Source organism: Amycolatopsis sp. NPDC043889 (genome assembly GCF_056435645.1).
On sequence record NZ_JBWKEC010000003.1, the window covers coordinates 318,195 to 335,441 of the forward strand.

14 protein-coding genes are annotated in these 17,247 nt (G+C 69.1%); 8 read left to right on the forward strand and 6 right to left on the reverse strand.

Annotated elements, in window-relative coordinates; all coding sequences use genetic code 11:
* Nucleotides 1-83 precede the first annotated feature (83 nt).
* Both AC0685_RS09550 and AC0685_RS09555 read right to left on the reverse strand, forming a co-directional pair.
* Complete coding sequence (locus AC0685_RS09550; protein WP_219145985.1) at nucleotides 84-536, reverse strand: flavodoxin family protein; 453 nt, start codon at nucleotides 534-536, stop codon at nucleotides 84-86.
* 1 nt (nucleotide 537) lies between these two features.
* Nucleotides 538-2,175: a phospho-sugar mutase gene (locus AC0685_RS09555; protein WP_478225119.1), complete on the reverse strand. Its 1,638-nt coding sequence runs from the start codon at nucleotides 2,173-2,175 to the stop codon at nucleotides 538-540.
* Between the two features lie 29 nt (nucleotides 2,176-2,204).
* Between AC0685_RS09555 and AC0685_RS09560 the strand changes: the two genes are divergently transcribed.
* Nucleotides 2,205-3,362, forward strand: a complete 1,158-nt coding sequence (locus AC0685_RS09560) for a glycosyltransferase (protein ID WP_478225120.1) — start codon at nucleotides 2,205-2,207, stop codon at nucleotides 3,360-3,362.
* 65 nt (nucleotides 3,363-3,427) lie between these two features.
* On the opposite strand, the gene AC0685_RS09565 is transcribed toward AC0685_RS09560, so the two are convergent.
* Genes AC0685_RS09565 through AC0685_RS09575 form a run of 3 tightly spaced genes read right to left on the reverse strand, consistent with a single transcriptional unit; the run spans nucleotide 3,428 to nucleotide 5,602 of the window.
* Nucleotides 3,428-4,213 carry a purine-nucleoside phosphorylase gene (locus AC0685_RS09565; protein ID WP_340684579.1) on the reverse strand — a complete coding sequence of 262 codons (786 nt, stop codon included), beginning with the start codon at nucleotides 4,211-4,213 and terminating at the stop codon, nucleotides 3,428-3,430.
* A complete protein-coding gene (locus AC0685_RS09570) occupies nucleotides 4,206-4,637 on the reverse strand; it encodes an ABA4-like family protein (protein ID WP_478225121.1) in 432 nt (143 codons plus the stop codon). Before AC0685_RS09570 ends, AC0685_RS09565 begins: the two co-directional genes overlap by 8 nt.
* Nucleotides 4,634-5,602, reverse strand: coding sequence for a hypothetical protein (locus tag AC0685_RS09575; RefSeq protein ID WP_478225122.1), 969 nt, complete (start codon nucleotides 5,600-5,602; stop codon nucleotides 4,634-4,636). The genes AC0685_RS09570 and AC0685_RS09575 overlap by 4 nt, the downstream gene beginning before the upstream one ends.
* A 75-nt stretch (nucleotides 5,603-5,677) precedes the next feature.
* Between AC0685_RS09575 and AC0685_RS09580 the strand changes: the two genes are divergently transcribed.
* The gene (locus AC0685_RS09580) at nucleotides 5,678-6,352 is read left to right on the forward strand and encodes a MerR family transcriptional regulator (protein ID WP_478225123.1); all 675 of its coding nucleotides are present in this window, start codon (nucleotides 5,678-5,680) and stop codon (nucleotides 6,350-6,352) included.
* 785 nt (nucleotides 6,353-7,137) lie between these two features.
* Here the strand turns inward: AC0685_RS09580 and AC0685_RS09585 are convergent.
* The gene (locus AC0685_RS09585; protein WP_478225124.1) at nucleotides 7,138-8,904 is read right to left on the reverse strand and encodes a serine/threonine-protein kinase; all 1,767 of its coding nucleotides are present in this window, start codon (nucleotides 8,902-8,904) and stop codon (nucleotides 7,138-7,140) included.
* A gap of 285 nt (nucleotides 8,905-9,189) precedes the next feature.
* On the opposite strand from AC0685_RS09585, the gene AC0685_RS09590 reads away from it, so the two are divergent.
* From AC0685_RS09590 to AC0685_RS09615, 6 genes are all read left to right on the forward strand, one after another.
* Complete coding sequence (locus tag AC0685_RS09590; RefSeq protein WP_478225125.1) at nucleotides 9,190-11,061, forward strand: methylmalonyl-CoA mutase family protein; 1,872 nt, start codon at nucleotides 9,190-9,192, stop codon at nucleotides 11,059-11,061.
* Complete coding sequence (gene scpA, locus AC0685_RS09595; RefSeq protein ID WP_478225126.1) at nucleotides 11,061-13,229, forward strand: methylmalonyl-CoA mutase; 2,169 nt, start codon at nucleotides 11,061-11,063, stop codon at nucleotides 13,227-13,229. Before AC0685_RS09590 ends, scpA begins: the two co-directional genes overlap by 1 nt.
* Nucleotides 13,230-13,232: 3 nt before the next feature.
* Nucleotides 13,233-14,231 (forward strand): methylmalonyl Co-A mutase-associated GTPase MeaB, encoded by a 999-nt coding sequence (gene meaB / locus AC0685_RS09600; RefSeq protein ID WP_478225127.1) that lies wholly within the window; start codon nucleotides 13,233-13,235, stop codon nucleotides 14,229-14,231.
* A 57-nt stretch (nucleotides 14,232-14,288) separates the two neighbouring features.
* Nucleotides 14,289-14,585: a hypothetical protein gene (locus AC0685_RS09605; protein ID WP_478225128.1), complete on the forward strand. Its 297-nt coding sequence runs from the start codon at nucleotides 14,289-14,291 to the stop codon at nucleotides 14,583-14,585.
* A gap of 238 nt (nucleotides 14,586-14,823) precedes the next feature.
* Nucleotides 14,824-16,122 (forward strand): amidohydrolase, encoded by a 1,299-nt coding sequence (locus tag AC0685_RS09610; RefSeq protein WP_478225129.1) that lies wholly within the window; start codon nucleotides 14,824-14,826, stop codon nucleotides 16,120-16,122.
* Nucleotides 16,123-16,360: 238 nt separating this feature from the next.
* On the forward strand, nucleotides 16,361-17,203 hold the full coding sequence (locus AC0685_RS09615) for a DUF559 domain-containing protein (RefSeq protein ID WP_478225233.1): 843 nt from the start codon (nucleotides 16,361-16,363) through the stop codon (nucleotides 17,201-17,203).
* The last annotated feature ends 44 nt before the right edge of the window (nucleotides 17,204-17,247 follow it).

Below are 17,247 nucleotides of genomic sequence, written 5' to 3' on the forward strand. Positions count from 1 at the left end.
ACTTTCTCCCGCGTTTAGTCCTCTGAATGCGGTCGTTCGTATGGCCAACTACCGCATTCAGAGGACGAAATGCGGCGAAGGGGTCAGGGCATCAGCGTGGCGGCCAGGGTGCCACCCAGTTCGAAACAGGCTTCCAAATCCGCTTTGCCCGGTTCTCCGGTGACGAGCACCGGAGAAGCCGCGCTCTCCCAGCCGAGTCCGGTGGTGATGCTCTCGATCCCGCGCACGGTGCCGGAGGTGTCGTTGTTGCCGTGCACGAAGAACCCGAACGGCCGTCCTCGCGTGGAATCCAGGCACGGGTAGTAGACGGTGTCGAAGAAATGCTTCAGCGCGCCGGACATGTACCCCAGATTCGCCGGGGTGCCGAGCAGGTAGCCGTCGGCGTCCAGGACGTCGGGCACGGTCGCGCCCAGCGCCGCGCGGCGCACGACGTCGACGCCCTCGATGTCCGGATGATTCGCGCCGGAAAGCACGGCCTCGAACATCGCCTGCGTCGAGGGCGACGGCGTGTGGTGGACGATCAGCAGCTTCGGCATGTCAGGCCAGCCGGGACTCGATGTCGGCCCGCAGCGCGGCCAGCCGCGCGTGCGCCGCGGTGCGTGCCTCGGCGAGATCGCCGGAGACCGGCTCCTTCACCTGCAAATACGCCTTCAGTTTCGGCTCGGTCCCGGACGGCCTGATGACCACGCGCAGGCCCTCGCCGGTCAGGCGCAGGACATCGGCGTCGGGCAGGAGGTCCTCCATCGTGACGCCGGTGCCGCCCAGCGACGCCGGGGGAGTGGCGCGCAGGCCCGCCATCAGCCGCTCCCGCACCGACAGATCGGTGACCCGCAATGAGACCTGATCCGTCACGTGCACCCCGTGCTTCACGGACAGTTCGTCGAGGACGTCCAGCGGCCCGCGGCCCGCCGCACGCAGGGAAGCGGTCAACGACGCGGCGAGCACGGCGGCGGCGATGCCGTCTTTGTCCCGTACGAAACCGGGGTTCACGCAGAGGCCGAGTGCCTCTTCGTAAGCGAAGACGAGCCCTTCGCCCGCGCGGACCAGCCATTTGAACCCGGTCAGGGTCTCCGCGTAGCGCGCCCCGAATTCCTCCGCGACCTCGCCGAGCATCGACGACGACACGATCGTCGTGGCCACGAGCGGATCAGCACTATCCACAGTGGACAGAACATGCCACCCGAGGAGCACGCCGGTTTCGTCGCCGCGCAGCATCCGCCACGAACCGTCCCGTTCACGCACGCCCAGCGCGCAGCGGTCGGCGTCGGGGTCGAGCGCGATCGCCAGGTCCGCGTCCACTTCGGACGCCAGCGCCAGCAAAAGGTCCGTCGCGCCCGGTTCTTCCGGATTCGGGAAGGCGACCGTCGGGAAGCCGGGATCGGGTGTGGCCTGCTCGGCCACCAGATGGAGATCGCCGAAACCCGCCCGCTCGAACGCGGCGCGCAGGGTGTCCGCGCCGACGCCGTGCAGCGCCGTCGCGGCAACCTTGACCTCGCGCTCCGGGCCACGCGGCAGAAGCGCGACCTTCGCGAGGTACGCGTCCAGGAGTTCGTCGCCCAGCACCTCGGCGCCAGGCTCGCGCGGCACGCTGATCGCCGGGGGAGCGGTTTCGATGGCCCGCTCGATCTGACCGTCCGAAGGCGGGACGATCTGGCCGCCCGACGCGTCGTAAAGCTTGTAACCGTTGTCGGCCGGGGGATTGTGCGACGCGGTGATCTGGATGCCCGCGACCGCGCCGAGTTCCAGCACGGCGAACGCGAGCACGGGGGTGGGCAGCGGGCCGGGCAGCGTCTTCACCTCGAACCCGGCGGCGGTCAGCACCTCGGCGGCGGCCTCGGCGAAGGCTTCCGAACCGTGCCGTGCGTCGCGGCCGACCACCACGACCCCGCCCGCGTGTCCTCGCGAGCTCAGCCAGGCCGCGACCCCGGCCGTGGTCCGGGTCACGACCGCGACGTTCATCCCGTTGGGGCCCGCGCGCACCGGGCCGCGCAACCCGGCGGTGCCGAATTCGAGCGGGCCCGCCATCCGGTCCGCGAGCTCGTCCGCCGCGCCCGCTTCGCCGCCCATCGCGCGCGCGAGGATGTTCTGCAGCTCGACACGGGAATCGTCGTCCGGGTCGTCGGCGATCCAGCGGAACGCCCGATCCCGCAGCTCCGAGGTCAAGGAAGTCGTCACCGAGTCAGCCTACGGGTACGTTGGGGAGGGTGCGATTGATCTTCACTTCTCTGGTGAGTCATGGTCATCTCTATCCCCTACTACCGCTCGCCGTCGCCGCTCGCGACGCCGGGCACGAAGTCCTCTTCGCCACGGGTGACGACATGCTGCCGGTGGTCGAAAAGGCCGGGCTGGCCGCGGAAAGCGCCGGATTCGGGATGCGGGAGGCGTTCGAGTCGGTCGCCGGACCCGATGCTCCCAAACCCAACGCCTCCGATGCTCCGCCCGAGTCGTTCCATCCCGTTATCGGCGAAGTGTTCGGAAATGTGATGCCTCGGCGGTTCGTCGCCGATCTCACGCCGTTGCTGGAGCGGCACCGGCCGGATCTCGTCGTCTACGAAAGCGGCAACGCAGGGGGCGCCATCGCCGCCCACCTCGCCGGCATCCCCGCGATCGGGCACGGTTTCGGCCGGTTCTCGCGGGATGACGTCATGGACGTCATTTTCGGCCGCCTCGCGGAATTCGCCGCGGAGGTCGGTCTCGACGGCGTGAACGTGCCGTCCTTCGGCGACCCTGTCGTCGATATCTGCCCGGAATCGGTGCAGGCGCCCGATTTCCTGGCGGAAGCGAACAGGATCCCGTTGCGTCCCGACGGCTGGGCCGAGCCGGGAGATCTCCCGGCGGGCGTGGTCGGCCGGGACAAGAGCCGTCCGCTGGTCTACCTCACCCTCGGGACCGCGTTCGGCGACGAAAACGTGTTGAAGCGAGCGATCGGCGGTCTGGCGCGGCTCGACGTGGACGTCATCGTCGCGGCGGGTCCGACGGTGGATCCGGCGGCGCTGGGCGACGTCCCCGGCAATGTCCGTGTCGAGGCTTGGGTGCCGCAGGTCGACCTCCTGCCGCACGTCGACCTCGTGGTCCACCACGGCGGCAGCGGGACGACGCTCGGGGCCTTCGGCGCCGGGCTGCCGCAACTGGTGCTGCCGCAGGGTGCGGATCAGTTCACGAACGCCGAAGCCGTCGTCGCCGCTGGAGTCGGTACGCAGCTGATCGGCGCCGGCGTCGTCGAGGACGCCATCTCCGAGCAGGCGCGAAAGCTGCTCACGGACGAAACGGTGTTCGGCGCGGCGCGGAAACTCGCCGACGAGGTCGCCGCGATGCCGTCACCCGCGGAGGTCGCTCAGCGGCTTCCCGAGTTCGCCGGCTGAGAAGCGCGTGAAGGCCCCCTTCCCCTTGGCTCAGCCGAGGGAAGGGGGCCTTCACGCGCAAAGCGTCAGGCGCGAGCGACGAGTTCCTTGAGCAGGGTGCCCATGCGGGTCGCGGACTGCCGGCCCGCCTCGAGGACCTCCTCGTGGTTCAGCGGTTCCCCGGTCATCCCGGCCGCCAGGTTGGTCACCAGCGAAAGGCCGAACACCTCGACCCCGGCGGCGCGCGCGGCGATGGCCTCCAGCACCGTCGACATGCCGACGAGATCGGCGCCGAGTGTCCGCAGCATGTGGATCTCCGCAGGCGTCTCGAAATGCGGCCCGGTCAGCCCCGCGTAGACGCCTTCTTCCAGCGAAGGGTCGATCTCGCGTGCGATGTCGCGCAGCCGCTTCGCGTAGAGATCCGTCAGGTCGACGAAGTTCGCGCCGACGATCGGCGAGCGCGCGGTCAGGTTCAGGTGGTCGGAGATCAGCACCGGCTGCCCGACCCGGAAGCCCTCGCGCAGGCCGCCCGCGGCGTTGGTCAGCAGCACCGTCCTGGCGCCCGCCGCCGCGGCGGTGCGCACGTTGTGCACGACCGGGTCGATGCCCTTGCCCTCGTAGAAATGCGTGCGGCCCAGCAGGATCAGCGCGCGCTTGTCGCCGACGCGGACCGACCGGACTGTCCCCCCGTGCCCGACCGCGCCCGGCGCGACGAATCCGGGCAGCTCGCCCAGCGGGATCTCCGCTTCGGGCTCCCCGATGACGTCCGCCGCCGGGCGCCAGCCCGAACCGAGCACGACGGCGATGTCGTGCTTCTCGACGCCGGTGCGTTCGGCGATGGCGGCGGCCGCCGCGACCTCGTTCTCACTCATGCGACGAGCGTATCCGGACGGTTCTCACGAGCAGGAACGCCACCAGCCCGAACGGGGACAGGAAGATCGTGAGCGCCAGGATCGGGCCGGTCACCAGCGGGTGGATCCGGTGCTCGCGGGATTCGAGGTACATCCAGCGGGCGACGAACAGGTCGAAGGCGATCAAATGGGCCCAGATCGTGGCCGCCCCGTACGGCGTGCCGGTGAACGCGCTGAGCACGTCGAGGTCCGGCCTGCTTACCGCCGTCCAGAGTTCGCCGAGATGCGCGATGGCGAGCACGAAGTACGGAATCAGCGGCAGCAGCGGCGTCCAGGGCGAGGACATGATCCGGCGGGTCCAGGACCAGCCCGGCAGGAAGATCATCAGCAGCCAGAACGGCGTCGCCAGCGGGAAGGTCCAGGTGAACAGCGTCTCGACGCTCATCGCAGCGAGACCTCCAGCTCCCGCGACGGCCGCCCGATCGCGATTAGCCCGCTAAAGGCGACGCCCGCCACGAGCAGGGCGAAGGCGGTGAGGGTCTGGGAATCGGGGGCGACGATCGACTGGCCGCGCAGCGCCTGCCAAGTCAGCAGCGCGAGAAGGCCTGCGTAGCCGACACCGGCGATCACCACGAGCCGCAGCCGGAGGACGTCGTCGCGAAGCCGCGGGTAGCGCGCGGCCAGGACACCGAGGGCGAGCGCGAGCAGCGGAAGCACCTGAAGACCATGCAGGCCGAGGAAATGCGGGATCCGCAGGTCGCCGCCGACCGTGCTCCAGCCGAGGACCGGCAGGCCGGGGCCGCCGTCGGGGAGACCGACGGTATGCGCGCCGATCATCGCGGACTGGCCGGTCGCGTCGAGCAGGGCCTGCTGGTCCGAGGTAGGGCCGCTCATCAGTGTCGCCAGCGAGATCCCGATCATGCCGAGGATCGCGCCGATCCTGGCCGCCCACGCCGTCGCGCGGTCGGGGATCCGGGTGAACAGGACGGCGATCGTCAGCACGAGGTTGACCATCCACAGCACGGCGATCATCCCGCCCATGACCTGGAAGATCGTGTTGTCCAGCGGGGTCGCGTTGTTGAAGTGGCTCGCGCGGACGCGGGCGGCCTGGAACACCACCAGCGCGTACTCGGCCGCGAAGATCACGACGAGCGCGTTCGCCAGCCAGTCCGCGGTCCGCCGGAACTTCGGCAGCAGCGAGACGAGCCAGCTCCAGGTGAAGAAGTACAGCACGGCGGAGACGGCGAATTTGAACGGTTTCGCCCAGAGCGGCGCGCCGTTCAGCGTCCGCTGGTCGACCAGCATGGCCAGGACGCACAGCACGGTGATCACGGCGAACGCCTGGGCCAGCCGATAGGAACCCCGGTGCCAGGTGCGGGTTCTCTCCTGGAGATCGGTCAAGATGGTCATGGATCCCTCCCATAACGGATAGTCATACTCTCCATTATGGGAAGCTAAACTATCCATCCTGAGAATTCTTCAGGGATGACCCTGGAACCGTCCCCGAGATCGGAGAACGCACGCGTGCGGATGGCCGAACTGAGCGAAAAAGCCGGGCTTCCGGTCGCCACGATCAAGTACTACCTGCGGGAAGGGCTGCTCCCGCCGGGTGAGCGGACCAGCCCCAACCAGGCGAAGTACGACGACGGGCACGTTCAGCGGATCAAGCTGATCAGGGCGCTGATGGAGGTCGGCGGCCTTTCGCTCGCGACGGTCGGCGAGGTGCTCGCCGCCGTCGATGCCGGGGAAGCCAGCCCCCACCACGTCCTCGGCATCGCCCAGCAGGGCATCACCACCTCCCGGCAGGTCGCCGACGACGAAGCCAGGGCATGGGCGCTCGCCACGGTCCGTGACCTCGCCGAACGCCGAGGCTGGCCCTGCAAGGCCGACGACGACCTGGTCATCCAGGCCCTGGTCGGCGTCCTGTGCACGATCCGCGAGGTCGGGCACGGCTGGTACCTCGACAAACTCGACGCCTACGCCGAGATCGCCGACCGGACCGCCGATCTGGACCTCGAAGGCATCGCCGGGATCGAGTCGCTGGAGCAGATCATCGAGATCGCCGTCGTGGAGACGGTGCTCGGGGACAGGCTGCTCTCGGTGTTGCGGAGGCTGGCGCAGCAGCGTGCCTCGAAGGCCTATTTCGCCCAGGAGGGCTAAAGCCGCTTTCTCGCGTGTCGGTACAGGGGCCGTGAGGCACCGAGACTTTCTTGCGCGCCCGATTTGAGCACTTTGCGGGGAGGGGTAAGTCAACGTGTCAGGTCCCGAAAGCCTCGACCCGGTCGTCGCAAAGATCCGACGCGCTACGACTGTCCATAAGGGACTTGAGATCGGTTTTCGGGGCCCGATTCGGGTACTTTGCGCAGCTTCGCGCTGGGATTGTGAGTGGTAAAGGGGGTTGGAGCCCAATGTCACGTAGCTTAAGTTGATCTTGGGCGGGATTGACGGGTGGGGTGAAGGCTCCCTTCGCTGCGCCTGATGCGACGAAGGGCTGGTCGTGGGTCGGGTTGGTCGTGAGTGGCGTTTCGGGTTCTAACCCGAAACGCCACTCACGACCCCCTCGTGCAATCGCCCTCCGGGCATCGATCGGACATTGAGTCAGCGAAGAGTGTCCTTTGTGGACACTCGGGGGCGCGGTCGGCTCCTGTCGGCCAGGGCAGCCGAGCGCGTGACCTGCGGCAATCCTCACCGCTTACGATCAAGACCCCCACCCAAGATCAACTTAAGCTACGTGGCATTGGGTTAGAACGACCATTGCCACTCACGACCCCCCGCGCAAAGTGCTCAGATCGGACACTCAGTGGGTCTTGGTGTCCTTTACGGACGATCGGCGTCGTGATCGGCTTGCGCCACGAAGAGCCTGCTTGGCAGTCGGCGGGAACAGCCTCCACGGCACGTTCGCCTTACCTCTCAACGGAACGCCCCCGGCGGGGAATCCCGCCCGGCTAACCGTCGACGATGAACGAAAGCGCCACCGGTTCGAAGATCCCGGTCTTCGCCGAGTTCTCCTGCTCGATCGTCGAAGTCACCGAGAGGATCCACAGATCCGTGCCGCCGCTGAACAGGTCCATGTACGTCGTGCGCGTGATGCTCTCGTTCACCGCGTCCCGGCTCCCGGCGGCGCGCTCGGTCGTCCGATAGGTGTACCGCTGGCTGTTGTCGCCCCGGCCGGGCACGGTGGTGGGGTCACCGATGGGGGCGATCTCCGGATGCTGGCTCTTCAGCCAGCTGAAGTAGGCGGACGGCGGGCTGTCGGCCAGGAAACCGGTCAGCCGCTCGACCCGGATGACCTGGCGGCCGTCGGGCGAGACGTACTGGACCACGGTGCTCGGCACCCCGCGGGTGACATGCGGCGCGACGAACTTCTGCCAGCCTTCCGGGACACCGATGCTGAACCGGCCGCCCTTGAGGCCGTTCACCGTGCTGGCGTCACCCTGCTGCGTGATCAGTTTCGGCGGCGGCCGAGTGATGATCGTGTCGCCCTGCTGCACCTTCTCCGGTGGCCGCAGATCCTGCCCGCCGACGGCCCTGGCCAGCACGAACCCGCCTCCCGCGGCCAGCAGAAAGAGGACGACCGACGTGAGCGCCAGCACCACCGTGCCCACCGTGGACCGGCCCTGCGGGCGGGGCTGCGGCGGCGTGACGGTCGGCATCGGCGCGAGTTCGACGGGAGGCGCCGGCGCGGGCTGATTCAGGAACGGCAGCGGGCCGGGGTCGGCGGCGAGTTCGGAACTCGTGCCCTCGCCCGGCTTTTCCGGCCCGACCTGCTTGATCACCTGGGTGTCGGTCGCGTCGAGGTGCGCGGTGGTCTTCTTGCCGTCGGGCGTGTGGAACAGCTCGGCGGGGAAGAGGTCGATGAGTGTCTTGGCCTGCAACGGATACAGGCGGCGGCGCACCTCGCGCAGGGTGATCCGCTTCGACGGCTCCTTCTTCATGAGCGCGCCGATCACTTCGGCCAGCGGACCGGGACCGGGCTTCGGCACCTTCCCGTTGACGACCTTGCCGACCGTTTCGAGCGGGTCGCCGTCGGCGTCGTAGGGCGGCGAGCCCTCGATGGCGGCGAACAGCGTCGCGCCGAGGCCCCACAGGTCGGCGGCGGGGACGACGGCGCCGCCGGAGGCGACCTCGGGCGCGATGTAGGCGGGCGAACCCAGCATCATCCCGGTCCGGGTCATGGTGGCTTCGGAGACGTTGCGCGCGATGCCGAAGTCGGTGAGCTTGATGCGGCCGTCACCCGCGACGAGGACGTTGCCCGGTTTGACGTCACGGTGGGTGATGCCGGCGGCGTGCGCGGCTTCGAGCGCGGACGCCACCGCGATGCCGACCGCCGCCGCCTGCTCGACCGTCAGCGGCCCGTGGTCGCGCAGGATGTGCGCGAGGCTTCGCGACGGCAGCAGCTCCATGACCACGAACGGTTCGTCGTTCTCGCGCGCGACGTCGTGCAGGATGATCACGTTCGGGTGACTCAGGACGGCGATCGCGCGGGCTTCGCGCAGGGTCCGCTCGCGCAGCTCGTCGGCTTGCGCCGCCGGCACGCCGGGCGGGAGGCGGACCTCTTTGACCGCGACGGGACGGTGCAGGAACTCGTCGTAGGCCGACCAGACCGTGCCCATCGACCCTGATCCGATGACCGAGCGCAACCGATATCGACCGGCGACCACACGCTTCTCGTCGCCGGGACTCTCGCTGGGCTCGGTGGTGTCGGACGGCACGGCCCAATTGTGTCGTATGCCCGTGTGACGGACCCATGCGCCGTGCCCTGTCGGAGTGAACACGTCACTGGGAACAGGTCGTCGGTGCAGCGAGAACGGTGATTCGGGTCAGGTCCGTGAAGGCCTCCTTACCTACCCTGAAGGTAGGGAAGGGGGCCTTCACTACCTTTCAAGATCGCCACTCACGACCAGCGCGCCCCAACTTCGCCACCGCCGCCCAGTCACCCCTTCGGCGCGACTAGCGTCACAGGTAACGCCACTTGAGGGCCGTTAGCATCGATGGTTATGACGGAAGTGGCCGAGACGGAGTCAGTGCCGACCCCAGGCGAGCCCGACGCGCCCGAAGAGCTGAAGCTCGCGGCGGAGTTCCCGGAAGCGAGCCGGGAGCAGTGGCGGGAACTCGTGGCCGGAGTGCTGCGCAAGAGCGGCGCCATCGACGAGTCGTTCGACGGCCTGCCCGAAAGCAAGCTCGTCACCCGGACGTACGACGGCCTGGAGATCCAGCCGCTCTACACCGCCGAAGACGCCGTCGAGGGGACAGGTTTCCCCGGCCTTCCGCCGTTCGTGAGAAGCGCCCGGCCCGAAGGAGCGGTGACGACCGGCTGGGACATCCGTGCCCGGTACGCGCGCCGTGACGCCAAGGCCACGAACGCCGCGATCCTCGCCGACCTCGAAGGCGGCGTCGGCTCCATCTGGCTGCGCGCCGGCGCGACCGGCGTCCCCGTCACCGATCTGGGCGACGCGCTGAACGAGGTCTACATCGACCTCGCACCCGTCATCCTCGACGCGGGCGACGAGTACGAGGCCGCCGCGAACGAGTTGTTCGCCCTTTTCGCCGAACGCGAGATTCCGGCGAGCGCGGTCACCGCGACCCTCGGCGCCGACCCGATCGGGGCGGCCGCGCGCACCGGTTCGGCGCGTCCGCTCGCCCCCGCCGCGGAATTGGCGGCGCGGGTCGCCGTCAGTCACCCGAAGGTGCGGACGATCGTCGCCGACGGCCTGCCGTTCCACGAGGCCGGCGGCTCGGACGCGCAGGAACTCGGCGCGGCCATCGCCGCGGGTGTCGCCTACCTGCGGGCGCTCACCGAAGCGGGGCTGGACGTCGACACCGCGGCCGGGCAGATCGAATTCCGGCTCGCCGCCACGGCCGACCAGTTCCTCACGATCGCCAAGTTCCGCGCCGCGCGGCGTCTGTGGGCCCGGGTCACCGAAGTGTCCGGTGGCAAGGGTGCGGGCATGCGGCAGCACGCGGTCACTTCGCCCGCGATGCTGACCCAGCGTGACCCGTGGGTGAACATGCTGCGGACCACGCTCGCCTGCTTCGGCGCCGGGGTCGGCGGCGCGGACGCGATCACCGTGCTCCCGTTCGACGCCGCGATCGGCCAGCCGGACGCGTTCTCCGCGCGGATCGCGCGCAACACGCACGCCGTGCTGCTGGAGGAGTCCAAACTGGCCGGTGTCATCGACCCGGCGGGTGGTTCCTGGTACGTCGAGAACCTCACCGAAGACCTGGCCAAGGCCGCGTGGCGCGAGTTCACCGCCATCGAGGCGGCCGGTGGGATCGAGGCCGAGCTGGCCTCCGGAGCGCTCGCCGCGCGGCTCGCCGAAACCTGGGAGAAGCGGTCGAAGCGGCTCGCGACCCGGCGTGATCCGATCACCGGTGTCAGCGAATTCCCCAATTTGACGGAAAAAGCGGTCGTTCGCGACGCCGTCGAAGACCTGCCGGGCGGCGGCCTGCCCCGGCACCGGTACGCCGAAGCGTTCGAGGCCCTGCGGGACCGGGCGGACGCGCATCCGAACCGTCCCCGCGTCTTCCTCGCCACGCTCGGCCCGGTCGCGGCGCACACCGCACGGGCGAGTTTCGCGGCGAACCTGTTCCAAGCGGGCGGGATCGAGGCCGTGAACCCCGGCGCGCCCGAGGACGTCGTAGCGGAATTCCGGGCCAGCGGCACGAAGATCGCCTGTCTCTGCGGAAGCAACACTTCCTACGCGGAGGAAGCCGACAGCGTTGCGAAGGCCCTGAAGGAAGCCGGCGCCACGTCGGTGCTGCTCGCCGGAAAGCCCGGCGACCACCCGGACGTCACGGGCTACCTCTACACGGGCTGCGACGCCCTGGAAATCCTGACCGGCACGTTGAACGAGCTCGGAGTGCAGTGATGACCATCCCGAACTTCGCCGGAATCGAGCTCGGCGGCCCCGACCCCGCCGACCGTCCTCAGTGGACCGAAGCACTGCACGCCGCCACCGGCAAGGGGCCCGACGCGCTCGCGTGGGAGACACCCGAAGGCATCGGCGTCAAACCGGTCTACACCGCCGACGATCTGTCCGGAGTGGACTTCCTCGGCACGTATCCGGGTATCGCGCCTTATCTGCGCGGCCCTTACCCGACGATGTACGTCAACCAGCCGTGGACCATCCGCCAGTACGCGGGTTTCTCCACCGCGGAGGAATCGAACGCCTTCTACCGCCGCAACCTCGCGGCCGGGCAGAAGGGCCTTTCGGTCGCCTTCGACCTCGCGACGCACCGCGGCTACGACTCGGACCACCCGCGCGTCGCCGGTGACGTCGGCATGGCGGGCGTCGCGATCGACTCGATCTATGACATGCGCCAGCTCTTCGACGGCATCCCGCTCGACAAGATGAGCGTTTCGATGACCATGAACGGCGCCGTCCTGCCGGTACTCGCGCTGTACGTCGTCGCGGCCGAGGAACAGGGTGTCACGCCGGACAAACTGGCCGGGACCATCCAGAACGACATCCTCAAGGAGTTCATGGTCCGCAACACCTACATCTACCCGCCGCAGCCGTCGATGCGGATCATCTCGGACATCTTCTCGTTCACCTCGCGGAACATGCCGAAGTACAACTCGATCTCCATCTCCGGCTACCACATGCAAGAAGCCGGGGCGACCGCCGACCTGGAGCTGGCGTACACGCTCGCGGACGGCGTCGAGTACATCCGCGCCGGAGTCGAAGCCGGGCTGGACGTCGACAAGTTCGCGCCGCGCCTGTCCTTCTTCTGGGCGATCGGGATGAACTTCTTCATGGAGGTCGCGAAACTCCGCGCGGCGCGACTCCTCTGGGCGAAGCTGGTGAAGGGCTTCGACCCCAAGAGTTCCAAGTCTCTGAGCCTGCGGACCCACTCGCAGACCTCCGGCTGGTCCTTGACCGCCCAGGACGTCTACAACAACGTCGTCCGCACCTGCGTCGAGGCGATGGCGGCGACCCAGGGCCACACGCAGTCGTTGCACACCAACGCCCTCGACGAGGCGCTGGCGCTGCCGACCGACTTCTCCGCGCGCATCGCGCGGAACACGCAGCTGCTGCTGCAACAGGAATCCGGCACCACACGCGTCATCGACCCGTGGGGCGGCAGCGCGTTCGTCGAGAAGCTGACCTACGACCTCGCGCGCAAGGCGTGGGGCCACATCACCGAGGTCGAGCAGGCGGGCGGGATGGCGAAGGCGATCGACGCCGGCATCCCGAAGCTGCGCATCGAAGAGGCCGCGGCGCGGACGCAGGCGCGGATCGACTCCGGTCGCCAGCCGGTGATCGGCGTCAACAAGTACCAGGTCACCGACGACGAGCAGATCGACGTGCTCAAGGTCGACAACGCCGGGGTGCGCGCGCAGCAGCTGGAGAAACTGCGCCGGCTGCGCGAGGAGCGGGACGAGGACGCCACACAGGACGCGCTGCGGCGGCTCACCGCGGGCGCCGAGTCCGACGGGAACCTGCTCGCCCTGGCCATCGACGCCGCCAGGGCGAAGGCCACCGTCGGCGAGATCTCCGACTCGCTGGAGAAGATCTGGGGGCGGCACTCCGGCCAGATTCGTACCATCTCCGGTGTGTACCGCGAGGAGGTCGGCAAGGCCGAGAACGTCGAGAGGGCCCGTGAACTGGTCGAGAGTTTCGCACAGGAAGAGGGCCGCCGTCCCCGGATCCTGGTCGCGAAGATGGGCCAGGACGGCCACGACCGCGGCCAGAAGGTGATCGCGACCGGCTTCGCCGACATCGGCTTCGACGTCGACGTCGGCCCGCTGTTCTCCACCCCCGGCGAGGTCGCGCGGCAGGCGATCGAGGCCGACGTGCACGTCATCGGCGTTTCGTCGCTGGCGGCGGGACACCTTTCGCTGGTCCCCGCGCTGCGCGCCGAACTCGCCGACCAGGGCCGCGAGGACATCATCGTCGTGGTCGGCGGCGTCATCCCGCCGCAGGACTACGAGGAGCTGCGCGCGGCGGGCGCGGCGGCGATCTTCGGCCCCGGCACGGTGATCGCCGAAGCAGCGATCGATCTCATCGGACAGCTGACCGCCCAGGAGTCCTGAACCTTGCCGCGCAAGATCGACGTCGGGGCGCTCGCCAAAGGGGTCCTCGCGGGTGACCGCGGCCTGCTGTCGCGGGCGATCACGCTCGTCGAGTCCAACCGGGAGGACCACCGGGCGCAGGCGCAGGAACTGCTGGTCGAGATGCTCCCGCACGCGGGCGGCGCACGGCGCGTCGGCATCACCGGCGTTCCCGGTGTCGGCAAGTCGACCTTCATCGACCAGCTCGGCACGGATCTGACCGAGGCCGGGCACAAGGTCGCCGTACTGGCCGTCGACCCGTCGTCGACGCGGACCGGCGGCTCGATCCTGGGCGACAAGACCCGGATGGCGCGCCTCGCCGTGGACCCGAAGGCGTTCATCCGCCCTTCGCCGACTTCGGGCACGCTCGGCGGCGTCGCGCGGGCGACCCGCGAGACGATCGTGCTGATGGAAGCGGCCGGGTACGACATCGTGCTGGTCGAGACCGTCGGTGTCGGGCAGTCCGAGGTGACCGTGGCGAACATGGTCGACCACTTCCTGTTCCTGACCCTGGCCCGCACCGGCGACCAGTTGCAGGGCATCAAGAAGGGTGTCCTCGAACTGGCGGACGTCATCGCGGTCAACAAGGCCGACGGCGACCACGAACGCGACGCGAAACGCGCGGCCCGCGAACTCGCCGGCGCGCTGCGGATGATCTACGGACGGGACGCCGAGTGGACGCCCCCGGTGCTGACCTGCAGCGCGCTCACCGACGTCGGACTCGACGACGTGTGGGCCGAAATCAGCCGTCACCGCGACGTATTGACCGCTTCGGGTGAACTGGACGGACGGCGACGACGGCAGCAGGTGGAGTGGACCTGGTCGATGGTCCGGGAACAGCTCCTCGGACGGCTCGCTTCGCATCCGGACGTGCGAGCGGTCGTCCCGGACGTCGAACGGGCGGTCCGGGACGGTGAGCTGACCCCGACGCTGGCCGCGCAACGGATTCTGGAGGCGTTCTCCGGTCCTCCGCGTGGCGGCTGACGCGGGAACCCGGCAGAGTGCAGAATCGGGTTCGCGCCACGCCGTCGAAAGGGAATCATGCCGAAAAGGTCTCGTCTCGGGCAGCTTGCCGGACTCGTCGCCGCCGGGCTGGTCGTCTGCGCGCCTGTCGCGCAGGCCGTGGAGATCCAGGCGCCCGCGCCGGTGATCGCGCAGGCAGCGGCGGTGCACGAGGTGCCGTCGCAGGCGCCTCCGGGGCCGGTGCTCGACCCCGCCGAGACCGACAAGGCCAACAGCCAGGAGACCAAGCGGAAGATCATCGCGGGCGTCGCCGCGGCCGTCCTGCTCGGCCTGGTGATCCTCGGCCGCCGCGCCCGTTCCAAGAAGAAGTCCTGAACCGCTACCGGTAAGTAGAAGGACTCTCCGCTTAGCCTGGGCCGAACTCTCACAGCCGTTCATCGCAGATCCACTACCGGCCGTCTCCGGCTCGATCACTCGACGAGCGGCTTGTCATCTGCATGGTGCACGATCTATCGCAAATGCGTATCACAGATCGAACGGCACCCAGCGTGCCTTCAGCGACCACTCGTACGGTGGTAGACGAAGGTGACTGTGTCGCGGGAGGAGGTGCGGCGTGACGGTGCTCGATTCACGTCCGGACATTCCAGGTGACCCCGAGGGTCGCGTCGTTGCCCCTATGGAGGCGCCCACCGCGCTGATCTCCGAGGCCGGCGTCAGCATGGCACCTGTGCATGACCTTGGTGCCGGACGCGGCCCTTTCTGGCTCGACGACTGGCTCCGCGCGAACGCCACCGACGTCGTCGCGTGGCGCCGTCACATCCACGCGCACCCGGAGCTCTCCCGCCACGAGTTCGCCACGACCGAAATGGTCATGTCGCTGCTCCGCTCGGTCGGGCTCAAGCCATGGGTGCTCCCCACGGGCACCGGCGTGGTCTGCGACATCGGCAGCGGCGACCGCTGCGTCGCGCTGCGCGCCGACATGGACGCCCTGCCGCTGACCGAGGCCACCGGCCTCCCGTACGCCTCCAAGACCGACGGCGCCGCGCACATGTGCGGGCACGACGCGCACACCGCGATCCTGCTGGGCGCGGCTCGGGCGCTGGCGGGCGCGCCGGAGCTGCCCGGCCGCGTGCGGCTGATCTTCCAGCCGGCCGAGGAGGTCATGCCCGGCGGCGCGCTGGACATGATCGCCGCGGGCGCGATGGAAGGCGTCGAGCGGATCTACGGGCTGCACTGCGACCCGCGGCTCGAGGTCGGCAAGGTCGGCCTGCGCGAAGGCGCGCTGACGTCGGCCGCCGACCTCATCGAGCTGCGGCTCACCTCGCCGGGCGGGCACACCTCGCGGCCGCACCTGACCGCGGACCTGGTGCACGCGCTGGGCACCGTGATCACGTCGCTGCCCGCGGTGCTCTCGCGGCGGGTCGACCCGCGCTCCGGGACCGTGCTGGTCTGGGGAGCGGTGCACGCCGGGCAGGCCGCCAACGCCGTCCCGCAGGACGGGGTGCTGCGCGGCACGCTCCGCACCGCGGACCACGAGGTCTGGACGATGCTGGAGCCGCTCGTCGCGGCTTCGGTGGAGTCGCTGCTCGCGCCGACCGGGGTCGGGTTCTCCCTCGACTACCGCCGCGGCGTGCCGCCGGTCGTCTCCGATCCGGAGTCGCACGCCCTGATGCGGGCCGGCGTCGAGGCCGCGCTGGGCGAGGCCGCCGTCGCCGGGACCGAACAGTCGTCCGGTGGCGAAGACTTCGGGTGGTACCTGGAGCACGTCCAGGGCGCCTTCGCTCGCCTCGGCGTTTGGTCCGGTGAAGGCCCGATGGCCGACATCCACCGCCCGACCTTCACCCTCGACGAGCGTTCGCTCCTGTGCGGAGTCCGCACGCTGGTCCACACGGCCCTGGCCACCCTGGCCTGAGTTCCGCCTCCAAGCACGCGAGTTCCGTCTTCAAGCACGCGAGTTCCGCCCCTGTGCACGGATGTTCGCCCTAACGGGTCCGAACATCCGCGCACAGGGTTATCCACAGCCTGGGCGAGTTATCCACAGCTTGGGAAAACAGGTCTTCCCAAGGCCGATCTGATCTTCGATTCTCGAAGACGTGATCAACTGGGGAGGACGTCATGGGGTGGTCTCGCGTAGTGAGGCCGACAGGATCTTGGGGCGGAGGGCCGTCCGCGAAGGGATGGCGCGCGGTGCGCTGGCGCAGCCGTGGCGAGGCGTGGTCGTCCACGCCGCGGATCTGCTCAAGCTGCCGACTCTGGCGCAGGCGGCACTGCTCGCGATCGGGCCGCCCGCGGTGCTGTCCGGCGTCACTTCTCTTGCCCTGCATGGGATTTCGGCTGCGGAAGGCACCACGGTCCACCTGACCGTCCCGTACTCGAGACGGGTCGAATCGAGGTCGGGGCTCGTGGTGCACCGGGCAGAATTTCACCCGTCCGATATCGTCGAACTGGACGAACTTCCCGTGTTCTCGTTGGATCGCGCGCTGGCCGACCACCTCTGCGACGGCGACAAGCGAACAGCGTTCGCCGCACTCGAAGAGGCCATGCACAACCTCGCGCCGAACCATCGGGCGGTCCTTCACACCAACGTCCGGGATCGCCTTCTCGACCGTCGCGACCGGCGAGGTATCCACAGGGCGCAGATGCTGCTCGCGCTCGCGACGGGCGAGGCCGAATCGCCGTCGGAGAGCATCCTTCGCTTGATCGTCGTGGAGGCCGGGCTGCCGGTACCGGTCGCCCAGTACGAGATCGGCACCATCGACGGACGGAAGCTGTACGTCCTCGACCTCGCGTGGCCTGAACTGCGTATCGCCCTGGAGTACGACGGCTATGCCGCTCATGAGGGCAGGCAGGACTATGACGCCGAGCGGGACGCCCGGATGGCGGCGCGCGGATGGATCACGGTTCGCGCGACGGCGGCCGACCTGCGGGATCCGCGACGGTTACTGGCGGAGTTGCGGGGAGCGTTCGAGCGTCGTACGGCGCGACTCGCGTGATTGAAGCCGTGACTCGCGTGCTTGGGGGCGGAACTCGCGTGCTT